This is a genomic window from Streptococcus sp. HMSC068F04 (assembly GCF_001837455.1).
GTDB classification, from domain to species: Bacteria; Bacillota; Bacilli; order Lactobacillales; family Streptococcaceae; genus Streptococcus; species Streptococcus salivarius_D.
Window position 1 is genome coordinate 31,969 of sequence record NZ_KV832473.1, and the last position, 10,379, is coordinate 42,347.

At 37.5% G+C, this 10,379-nt stretch carries 10 protein-coding genes and 1 pseudogene; 4 read left to right on the top strand and 7 right to left on the bottom strand.

Annotation, left to right across the window (positions count from 1 at the left end; genetic code table 11):
* Positions 1-75: 75 nt before the first annotated feature.
* The 7 genes and pseudogenes from HMPREF2571_RS03880 to HMPREF2571_RS03905 form a co-directional block, all read right to left on the bottom strand.
* Positions 76-1,017, bottom strand: a complete 942-nt coding sequence (locus HMPREF2571_RS03880; protein ID WP_013991301.1) for a YitT family protein — start codon at positions 1,015-1,017, stop codon at positions 76-78.
* Positions 1,010-2,761, bottom strand: coding sequence for an aspartate--tRNA ligase (gene aspS / locus HMPREF2571_RS03885; protein ID WP_002885629.1), 1,752 nt, complete (start codon positions 2,759-2,761; stop codon positions 1,010-1,012). Before aspS ends, HMPREF2571_RS03880 begins: the two co-directional genes overlap by 8 nt.
* Before the next feature lie 108 nt (positions 2,762-2,869).
* Complete coding sequence (locus tag HMPREF2571_RS03890; RefSeq protein WP_070847217.1) at positions 2,870-3,292, bottom strand: hypothetical protein; 423 nt, start codon at positions 3,290-3,292, stop codon at positions 2,870-2,872.
* Positions 3,293-3,299: 7 nt separating this feature from the next.
* A complete protein-coding gene (hisS, locus tag HMPREF2571_RS03895; RefSeq protein ID WP_014632507.1) occupies positions 3,300-4,580 on the bottom strand; it encodes a histidine--tRNA ligase in 1,281 nt (426 codons plus the stop codon).
* A gap of 152 nt (positions 4,581-4,732) precedes the next feature.
* Positions 4,733-5,935: a PTS transporter subunit EIIC gene (locus tag HMPREF2571_RS03900; RefSeq protein ID WP_231593851.1), complete on the bottom strand. Its 1,203-nt coding sequence runs from the start codon at positions 5,933-5,935 to the stop codon at positions 4,733-4,735.
* Positions 5,936-6,016: 81 nt separating this feature from the next.
* Positions 6,017-6,067, bottom strand: a pseudogene (locus HMPREF2571_RS10970) (PTS transporter subunit EIIB); the annotation flags it as partial.
* Positions 6,068-6,158: 91 nt separating this feature from the next.
* Positions 6,159-7,271, bottom strand: coding sequence for a vitamin B12 independent methionine synthase (locus HMPREF2571_RS03905; RefSeq protein WP_002885813.1), 1,113 nt, complete (start codon positions 7,269-7,271; stop codon positions 6,159-6,161).
* 230 nt (positions 7,272-7,501) lie between these two features.
* On the opposite strand from HMPREF2571_RS03905, the gene rpmF reads away from it, so the two are divergent.
* From rpmF to HMPREF2571_RS10795, 4 genes are all read left to right on the top strand, one after another.
* On the top strand, positions 7,502-7,684 hold the full coding sequence (gene rpmF, locus HMPREF2571_RS03910) for a 50S ribosomal protein L32 (protein ID WP_002885630.1): 183 nt from the start codon (positions 7,502-7,504) through the stop codon (positions 7,682-7,684).
* Positions 7,685-7,699: 15 nt separating this feature from the next.
* Positions 7,700-7,849, top strand: coding sequence for a 50S ribosomal protein L33 (gene rpmG, locus HMPREF2571_RS03915; RefSeq protein WP_002262412.1), 150 nt, complete (start codon positions 7,700-7,702; stop codon positions 7,847-7,849).
* Between the two features lie 63 nt (positions 7,850-7,912).
* Entirely contained in the window at positions 7,913-8,845 is a 933-nt protein-coding gene (locus HMPREF2571_RS03920) for a hypothetical protein (protein WP_013991321.1), read from the top strand.
* 1 nt (position 8,846) lies between these two features.
* Positions 8,847-9,194 (top strand): hypothetical protein, encoded by a 348-nt coding sequence (locus tag HMPREF2571_RS10795; RefSeq protein ID WP_013991322.1) that lies wholly within the window; start codon positions 8,847-8,849, stop codon positions 9,192-9,194.
* Positions 9,195-10,379 lie beyond the last annotated feature (1,185 nt).

Genomic DNA, 10,379 nt, shown 5'->3' on the forward strand with positions numbered 1-10,379 from the left:
GTAAAGTCAAGCAAGCATTTCGTCAAGAATTCCTCCAACAAAAAAGAAGCTAACGTTCGTCAACTTCCTTTTTTGTTAGTCATCTAAATCAACAAAACGACCTAGAATATGTACATTTTCTGCGATAGAGACAAAAGCTTTAGGATCTGCTTTTCTCATATAATGCTTGAAGTCAGTATACTCTTCACGCGTAATAATCGCCAGTAATACTGCTTTCTTTTCGTGATTATAAGTCCCTTCCGCATCATTAATCATCGTTACTCCACGATGGAGTTTCTTCTGAATCATCCTTACAACTGGGTCGGGATTACTTGTGACAATCATAGCCTGCATTTTCTTTTGTTTTGTGAAAATCGCATCTGTTACTCGACTAGAAACAAAAATAGTCACCATTGAATAAAGAGCATATTTCCAACCAAAAAGAATGCCCGCAAAAACCATGATAATCCCATTGACAATCAAGGAGATATTACCAACATCACGGCCTGTTTTCTTACGAATAGTGAGGCTAACGATATCCGTCCCTCCACTAGAGATACGTGATTTTAAACCGAAACCAATCCCCGTTCCCATGACCAAACCACCAAAGATAGCATTAATCAAAGGATCCTCTGTCAAGATTACATGTGGCATCACCTGAATAAAAAGGGAGCTCATCGTTACTGTAATGAAGGTAAAGATAGTGAATTTATGGCCAATCTTATACCAAGCCATAATCAAGAGAGGTATATTAATCGTATAGAAAGTCAATGATACTGGTATCTCAAAGCCCAAAGTTCTAACACTCAATGCCGATAAAACCTGTGCCAAACCTGTTGCTCCACTGGAGTAAACATGTCCAGGTTGAAAAAAGAAATTAACGGCGATTGACGATAAGAGCCCGTAAAGTAAAGAGGCTGAAACTTTTTCAGTATATTTTTCACGGGAAATACTACGTGCAGCCTGCAAAACGCCCATTTTCTTCGCAGACTTTTTCGCTACAAATTTAACATGTTTATGAAGAGGTGCTTTATTCATTTTCTAAATCTACATGAAGGGCAAGTTCTTCCAACTGTTTATCAGCCACAAGACTTGGAGCCTGAGTCATAGGATCTGATGCCTTATTATTTTTAGGGAAGGCAATCACTTCACGGATATTATCTTTACCTGCAAGAAGCATAACAAAACGGTCAAGACCGATAGCCAAACCACCATGTGGTGGGAAACCATAGTCCATAGCCTCAAGAAGGAATCCAAATTGCTCATAGGCTGATTCTTCAGAGAAACCAAGGGCTTTCAACATACGTTCCTGTAGGTCTTTATGATTGATACGTAGACTACCTCCACCAAGCTCATAACCATTCAAGACAATATCATAAGCTACAGCACGTACCTTGGAAAGATCTCCTTCAAGCTCTGCTGCAGAATCTTCTGTTGGCAAAGTAAATGGGTGGTGAGCAGACATATAGCGTCCTTCTTCTTCAGACCACTCAAACATTGGCCAATCGACAACCCAAAGGAAGTTAAACTTAGTGTTGTCAATCATGTCAAGTTCTTTAGCAATTTGATTACGCAAAGCACCAAGTGTGTTATTAGCGATTTCAAGTGTATCTGCTACAAAAAGAACTAGATCATTCTCTTCAAGGTGTAAAGCATCTGTCAACTTATCTTCAATACTTGTCAAGAATTTAGCAACTGGACCTGCTAGAGCTCCGTCAGTCATCTTAACCCAAGCAAGACCTTTAGCGCCAAATTGTTTGGCAAACTCTGTCAACTTGTCAATACTTTTACGTGAGTATTTGTCTGCATTTCCTTTAACAACAATTGCCTTAACAGCTGGTGCCTCAGCAAATACTTTGAAGTCTACACCCTTGACAACCTCTGTCAAGTCTTGTAAAAGCATGTCAAAGCGTGTATCTGGCTTGTCAGAACCATAGTTATTCATGGCATCATCATAAGACATGCGTGGGAATGGTAATGTAACTTCAATCCCTTTAGTTTCTTTCATAACCTTAGCAATCAATCCCTCTGTAATATCTTGGATTTCTTGCTCATTAAGGAATGACGTTTCCAAGTCAACTTGTGTAAACTCAGGTTGACGGTCTCCACGCAAATCTTCATCACGGAAACACTTAACAATTTGATAGTAACGGTCAAAACCAGCATTCATCAATAATTGTTTAGTGATTTGAGGACTTTGCGGAAGAGCATAAAAGTGACCTTGGCTAACACGGCTTGGAACCAAGTAATCTCGAGCACCTTCTGGTGTAGATTTTGTCAACATTGGTGTTTCAACATCGATAAATTCCAAGTCATCAAGATAATTACGGATGGCGTGAGTTACCTTTGCACGGAGCTTAAAGTTTTCCAACATCTCTGGACGACGAAGATCCAGATAGCGGTAACGCATACGTGTATCATCACTAGCCTCAACACCATCTTTAATTTCAAATGGTGTTGTTTTGGCAGTATTAAGGACTTTAAGGTCTTCAACTTTAAGTTCGACAGCACCTGTAGGCAAGTTATCATTAGCTTGTTCACGCGCTTCAACAGTTCCTGTGACTTCAATAACAAATTCGCTACGCAAACTTTCAGCTGTTTCAACAACATTAGCGTCCGCATTTTCAGGGTTAACAACCAACTGCATCAAACCTTCACGGTCACGAAGATCGATGAAAATCAAACCTCCGAGGTTACGACGGCGAGATACCCAACCTTTCAAAGTAATAGTAGTTCCGATGTGTTCACTACGAACACGTCCGGCATACATAGAACGTTCCATAAATACACTTCTTTCGTTAATTTTTTAGTCTTAACTATTATAGCAAAAAGCCCATCAAAACCCCACCCATTTCAGGTTAGAATTTAATAGACTTTCTTTTTTATAAAACTATTTGCCAAATTGTTTCAACAAATCACTAGTATCCACGTAATCTTCAGCAAACTCTTCAAAATCTTCAAAACGATAATCAGCTTTTTCTAAGTCAAGTAAACTATTCCAACGGAATCCGTAAACATCTTCAATGATAACACTAAGTTCATCGGTTTCCTCGTCTACCTGCCATCCCAAATAACGTTCCTGTGTTTCAAAACTTAAGACCACATCTTGACAATCTTGACGCCAAACTTGACCGAGTAATTGCTGGCACATCGCATGATCACTTGCAGGCTCATCATTAAACCAAGTAATGTCATGTTTATCAAGAAAGGCAATCAATTGCCAAAACTGTTGTTGGAAACGAATGGGCATACTACGATCAAAAGCCAAACTGAACTTTTCACTCCGTTTGAGCATATCAACTATACTAACCATATGCCCCCTACTTTTCTAACTGTTTGAGGACTGCTGCAAAATTGTTAGTTAGCTCTTCGAAACTTACAGTAACTTCCTCACGAGTAGCGTTATTTTTGACATTGACCTGACCCGACTCCACTTCACTCTCACCTAAGGTGATAACCGTCTTGGCCTTGAAGGTATCTGCTGACTTAAATTGCGCCTTAATCTTACGTCCAAGGTAATCACGTTCAGCCTTAAATCCTTGATAGCGGATAGCTTGAACTAACTCAAGAGCTTTGCCATTAGCACCTGAACCAAGTACTGCAATGTAAACATCCAGATTTTCTTCCACCGGAAGCTCAATACCTTGTTTATCAAGAACCAAAAGCAAGCGTTCTAAACCAAGTCCAAAACCAAAACCAGCTGTTTCTGGACCACCGAAGTATTCAACCAAACTATCGTAACGACCACCCGCACAAATTGTCAATTCAGACTTATCAACAGTGGTAATAAATTCAAAAATCGTGTGATTATAGTAATCAAGACCACGTACCATATTAGTATCAATCACGTAAGGAATGTTAAGACTATCAAGCATGGTACGTACTTCGTCAAAGTGCGCTTGACTTTCTTCATCTAAATAATCAAGGATAGAGGGAGCATTTTCAACGGCAACCTTATCTTCTTTTTCTTTTGAATCGAGTACTCGCAAAGGATTTTCATCCAAACGACGTTGACTATCTTTTGACAAACTTTCACGCATTGGTGTCAAATAGTCAATCAAGGCCTGACGATAAGCCAGACGACTCTCAGTATTTCCAAGGCTATTCAAATGAAGGGTAACATCCTTAATGCCTAGCGTATTAAAGAGTTGGTAGGCCATAGCAATGGTTTCAACATCTGTTGCTGGATTTTTTGATCCAAAGCACTCTACACCTAGTTGGTGGAACTCACGCAAGCGTCCTGCTTGAGGACGTTCATAACGGAACATTGATCCAATATAATAAACTTTAACAGGTTTTTGGACCTCTGGCGCAAAGAGTTTGTTTTCTACATAAGAGCGTACAACCGGTGCTGTTCCTTCTGGACGAAGTGTAATATGACGGTCTCCCTTATCATGAAAATCATACATTTCCTTAGTAACGATGTCAGTTGTATCACCTACTGAACGTGAAATGACCTCGTAATGTTCAAACATAGGTGTACGAATTTCACCATAATTGTATTTCTTAAATGTTTCACGTGCAACATTTTCCACGTACTGCCATTTGGCGCTATCAACAGGTAAAATATCCTGCGTTCCCTTAGGTTTTTGAAGTTTCATAATGATGATACAGGCCTCAAATAGACCTGCCCTCCTTTTCCGTTATTACAGATATAATCACTCTATTCTATCATAATTTACATAGCTTTTGGGAAATGGTGGAGGATTTTTCAACGTAAGAAATAAACAGACCTCTCGGTCTGCCACAATCATTAATCTTCCTTATAAAGAATGAAGGTCACAATGAAAGATACCACAACAGAAATTACAAGACCTGCAATAGCTGTGTAAAAATATTTAAGTGTGTCTTCACCGATATACGCTGCAATCGTCAAGAGACCTGGGGAACCACCCGCAAAATTTCTCGCACCTAAAATACCAAGGAAGAAGCCACCTACTCCCCCTGCAACAATAGATCCTATAAGGGCTGCTTTATTTTGCAAAGTTACCCCATAAAGAGCCGGTTCCGTAATCCCACAAATCGCAGTAATTCCAGCCGATGAAGCCAGAGCTTTCTTATTGGTATCCTTAGTTTTTAAAGCAATAGCAAGAGCTGCTCCACCCTGAGCCACATTTGAAGCCAAAGCACCTGGCTGTGCAATCGTATCATACCCAATAGTCATACGGTTATTGATTCCAATGGATACTAAGCCATAGTGAGTTCCTGTTGTAACCATTAACGGGAAGGTTGCCCCTACAATTGTTGGAACAACCCATGGGCCAAAGTTTTCCAACCACTTAAAGAAATCCCCCAACCAGTTACCTATGACAGCACCAATTGGACCTAAAATCAAAAGTGTTACGATTGCAGTAATTAATGTCGTAATCATAGGAACCAAGAAAAACTTTACAGCCTTTGGTGAAATTTTAATCGCAAAGCGCTCCACGTAACTCATAAACCAAACTGCCAAAATAACAGGGATAACCGTTGATGAGTAAGAAGTTAATGTAAGAGGAATACTAAAGAAAGAGACGCCATGACCTGATTCCTTGGCAGTTGTCACAATCTGAGTAAAAGTTGGGTGTAATAAAATAGCACCAATCAACATCCCCAATTGAGCATTCGTCTTAAACTGTCGAGCTGCTGAGGCACCTAAAAATACAGGTAAGAAATAAAATCCAGCATCGCCAATAAAATTAAGAACTTGATAGTTAACATCATCTACAGCTACTACCTTAAAGACAACCAAAAGGGACAAAACAGCCTTGATCATCCCTGCTGCTGTAATTACTGGTAAGATTGGGGTGAAAATCCCAGAAATAAGAGCTAAAAAGCTTTGAAGAGGAGTTCTATCTTGTTTTTCCGATGATTCCTTAGATACTTCATCCAGATCCAATAAACCTTCTAAAGCGCGGTATACATTTGGTACATCACTCCCAACAACAACTTGATACTGGCCACCACTCTTAGCCAAACTCACCACACCATCGATAGCTTTAACAGCCTCATCATCAGCTTTAGAATCATCTGCTAAGGTAAAACGTAAACGTGTCGCACAATGGGTTAGATTCTGAACGTTCTCCTTTCCTCCTACAGCTTCTAAAATTTCTGTCCTATCTCTTTATAATCCATGACACTTCCTTTCTATATTCATAAAAATAGAGAACAAGCTGAGCCTGTCCTCTGCATTTTTTCTATTATGACCAAACTTTATCAGTAATTGTTTTAATCAATTGCAATTTATTCCACTCATCTTGCTCAGTCAAGATATTACCTTCTTCAGTTGAGGCAAAACCACATTGAGTTGAGATACCAAGGTTCTTAAGTGGTACAAGTTCAGCCGCTTCATGGATACGAGCAATGACAGCATCTACATCTTCCAAAGCTGGATCCTTAGAAGTAATCACACCAAGTACCAATTCAACATGATCACGGTTATTCCAAATCGTTGGAAGTGGTGCGAAGCTACCTGAACGCGCATCATCGTATTCCAAGAAGAAGATATCATAGTTCAATTGACCAAGATATTTAGCGACTGAATCATAGCCACCTTCAAAAAGATAAGTTGACTTAAAGTTCCCACGACAAATGTGAGTAGCCAAAGTCAAATCTTCTGGAAGACCTTCCAAAGCTTTATTGATAGTGTATACATCATCCTCAGCAATTTTTGCCAACTCAGCTGTTTTCTCAGGATTATTTTTTTCATTCTCAAACTGTTGAATCAAATAACCCCAAGTCGTATCATCCAATTGTACATAACGTGCACCCAAATCGTAGAAATGTTGGATGGTATCATGGTAAGCTTTAGCCAAATCATCAAGGAAATCTGTCCATGAATCATAGTAATCAGCATAAAGATCACTACGGTGGTCACGGTTAATGATGAGTGATGGACTTGGAATAGTTACTTTTGGAGTAATTCCTTCAGGAGTCACTGATTTAAGATATTCAAAGTCACGATAGAAAGGATGATTAGGATTTTCAGCAATTTTACCATTGATACGAACGTTAGTTGTACGTGTCTTAGCTCCATGGAATTTATATGAATCCTCTTGTTGGTAAGCTTCAAAACCAGTTAGGTTCCATAGGAAGTCAAGGTGCCACCAAGAACGACCAAATTCACCATCAGAAACGACTTGAAGGCCATTTTCTACCTCATGATGAACCAATTCCTTAACCAATTCATCTTGTACTTTCAACAATTCCTCTTGCGAAATCTCACCATTGGCAAATTTTTCACGTGCTTCTTTTAAAGCTTGTGGACGAAGGTAAGAACCAACATGATCAAAATGATAATGAACTTTACTCATAGTTATTTACTCCTTTTTATTCTTTCATTTAATGTAATAATAAGCCTATTCTAGCACTTGCTGTTATAGCTGTGAAATATGTATTTACTATCACATTGTATAGTTTTTAACTATATATTTTCTTGAGAAGTTTTTTGTCAAGTAACTTTACTTTACAAAAAAGATATGTTATTCTGTTATAGTTGATTTAAAATCAAGAACATAAATATTAATTCGGAGGAAATAAAGAAATGGCAGTACCTGCACGTCACACTTCAAAAGCGAAGAAAAACAAACGTCGTACACACTACAAATTGACTGCTCCATCAGTACAATTTGACGAAACAACTGGAGATTACTCACGTTCACACCGTGTATCACTTAAAGGATACTACAAAGGACGTAAAATCGCTAAAGCTAACGCAGCTAAATAATAGAAGGGAGATACCATGCGCGTAAATATTACACTTGAACACAAAGAATCTGGTGAACGCTTGTACCTTACTTCAAAAAACAAACGTAACACTCCAGACCGTCTTCAATTGAAAAAATACTCACCAAAATTGCGTAAACACGTAATCTTTACTGAGGTAAAATAATAGAATTAAAAACCATGAAAATCTTATTTTCATGGTTTTTCTATTACTCAAAGAGGATCTCCTATGACAAAAATAGAAACATTTAGATGGCGTATGTGGCATGTTTATCTCCTTATTTTTATAACCATCCTACTTACAGGTACATTCGTTCGCTATGGTTATAGACTTCAAGCCGCTTATTCCTTAGACGATAGACTTTACGACTATACTAACAAAAAAGTTACTGTAACATCCTTTCAAAACGTCAAAATTGGAAACTTTAACGTTTTAGGTGTTAGGTTTGGAAATGAAAAAGCACTTGAGAGAAGTCAATTAGCCGTCGGTCGCACCTATCTAGCCTTCCAAGAATCTAGGTATAAAGCATCTAAACACAAGAAGGACTCTAAAAATTATGATATTATTCACTTTTATCAGCTTGGTAAAGACACTGGAAAAGGACACACTATTAATGTACTAGACCTTGCTAAGAAACTAGGATATGATAATCCTGGTTCCATGGATAATACCATGTACTCCGATGGTAGGGATGAGTTTGTGAAATTTTCATCCTATGACAACGAAAAAGTATTCTATGTCAATTTACGTACCCATAAGGCAACTAAAACCAAACCAGCAAAAGTCAGTCAATACTACGGATTTGCTAAACCTTACCGCTATCTCCTTTCAAAGGATAATTTTTCTATAGGTCATAAAGATGATCCCCTCACTATCAACTCCATGCCCCTTATCTGGACCAAAGAAAGAAATTTTGCTAATTACAAAGATCAAGACGATAACGAATACAGTGACCAATCGCTCAAAAAAAGATTCAGCCTAATTATCGTAACAACTGATTCACTTAATTTGGATGATGCCATTAAACTCCAAAAAGAGTTAACACCAGATAAGGAGGATATCTATTGGTATTTTACAAGTACTGATACAACGACTGGACACCTCGAGGAAGTTAAAAGTCAAAAAGATTACAACCTACTAGTTAAGGAGAGTCATAACTAATATGGTAAAAAATAGCTCCAAATACCTTAAAATTACTATGCCCTTGATTTTATTATTGACCATGATTGCTATCTTTTTCTATTACAATGCTCAAGAAAATATTAAAGGGTTTTATAAAACTCGTGGATTTCAAGGAAAGGTACAAATAACTGGTATCGGATGGGCAGATAAAATTACTTATCGTATGAATAAAGAAGATGAGGTTAAACATTACCTGATTTTCCATATTGATTATCAAGAGACCATTAATAACAAAAAAAGAACATGTAAAGACTCAACTTCCTCTCCATATTCAAGATTTACTCTATCCTTACATTGCCAGCCCAACAGAAAGCGACTCAGATTTTAATCGCCAAAATAGTGAATATAAGATTTTACCTGATGAAAGAGAATATGGGGACGACTTTGTTAAAAAGTCTATTAAAATCAACCCTAGAAATCAAAAATTTATCAATGATATCTCTAAAGCTTTAAGTACCGAGAAAGATTTAAAAAATATTATTGTTCAGATAGAACCTGTACCATACACCATACACGACGCTCTATACTTATGAGAGGGGACATTCTAAAGCGCTAGGTGGCTATTATGATTTTTCACTTAAAGATGCTCTACGAAACAATCAACTTACTGTTCAATTGAGTTTTCCTTCTGGTTCCACGACTAAAGAAATTGACTTACATTCTCAATTAGAACAGGTACTTAAAAACTCTGAACTACCAGATGGATGGTATATCTTAAATCAAAATAACGACTTTCCAAAAGAGGTACATATTGATGACAATCAAATTAGAATTAACTGAAAAAAGAACTCAGAGAGAATTATCTGAGGAAGAATGGGCTTTCCCTATTTGGAGATAGGCAGCTTTCTCACTATTTGACACCCTAATCCTAGTTAGTCCCTTGACAAGAGAATTTATTTATCCAGGGGGGAGTGATTCTCGTTTTTACCTAGGTAAATCATTGGGTAACTTGATGCTAGATGATACACAACGCTTCATCTTTATTATTATCATTCTAACTCTGTTGCTACCTGCTTTTGCCTTAATCATAGAAAGCCTATTATTTTCAAAAGGATATCCTCCACTTTCAATAATATGTAGCTGTCTAATTTTTGTTAGTGCAACAGTCCTATTTGTCTATAGTCTCAGTATTGTCCCAGATTTTTGGAGCTTTACAATTTATTGTTATATGCTTTACCTTCTCTTCAACATATGTAACTCCCTCAGAAAAATCAATAGAATCATCAATCTTAGGCAGAATAACACCAAAGCATAACAGCCTCTATCTACATAATACTCCCCTTTTAGTATAGGAATGACACAAATGAAACAAAAAAATCTTGTCTACTCTGAAGTTGACCACCTAGCTAAAAGCTTAGATATTAATTTTAAAAATCATTTTAGGAATACTCTAGACTCCTGTCCCAGAAATAAATTTCACTCCTTTGGTAGCAAATAAACAATGTAATTCATAGTAAAAAAGATCAACAATAATATGTTGATCTTTCAGATTGAAGACAAAGTCCTCAGAAGT

What these genes read in the sequence shown, in the direction of transcription:
- HMPREF2571_RS03880 (WP_013991301.1), bottom strand. Translation starts at nt 1,017, where the DNA reads ATGAATAAAGCACCTCTTCATAAACATGTTAAATTTGTAGCGAAAAAG.
- aspS (WP_002885629.1), bottom strand. Translation starts at nt 2,761, where the DNA reads ATGGAACGTTCTATGTATGCCGGACGTGTTCGTAGTGAACACATCGGA.
- HMPREF2571_RS03890 (WP_070847217.1), bottom strand. Translation starts at nt 3,292, where the DNA reads ATGGTTAGTATAGTTGATATGCTCAAACGGAGTGAAAAGTTCAGTTTG.
- hisS (WP_014632507.1), bottom strand. Translation starts at nt 4,580, where the DNA reads ATGAAACTTCAAAAACCTAAGGGAACGCAGGATATTTTACCTGTTGAT.
- HMPREF2571_RS03905 (WP_002885813.1), bottom strand. Translation starts at nt 7,271, where the DNA reads ATGAGTAAAGTTCATTATCATTTTGATCATGTTGGTTCTTACCTTCGT.
- rpmF (WP_002885630.1), top strand. Translation starts at nt 7,502, where the DNA reads ATGGCAGTACCTGCACGTCACACTTCAAAAGCGAAGAAAAACAAACGT.
- rpmG (WP_002262412.1), top strand. Translation starts at nt 7,700, where the DNA reads ATGCGCGTAAATATTACACTTGAACACAAAGAATCTGGTGAACGCTTG.
- HMPREF2571_RS03920 (WP_013991321.1), top strand. Translation starts at nt 7,913, where the DNA reads ATGACAAAAATAGAAACATTTAGATGGCGTATGTGGCATGTTTATCTC.
- HMPREF2571_RS10795 (WP_013991322.1), top strand. Translation starts at nt 8,847, where the DNA reads ATGGTAAAAAATAGCTCCAAATACCTTAAAATTACTATGCCCTTGATT.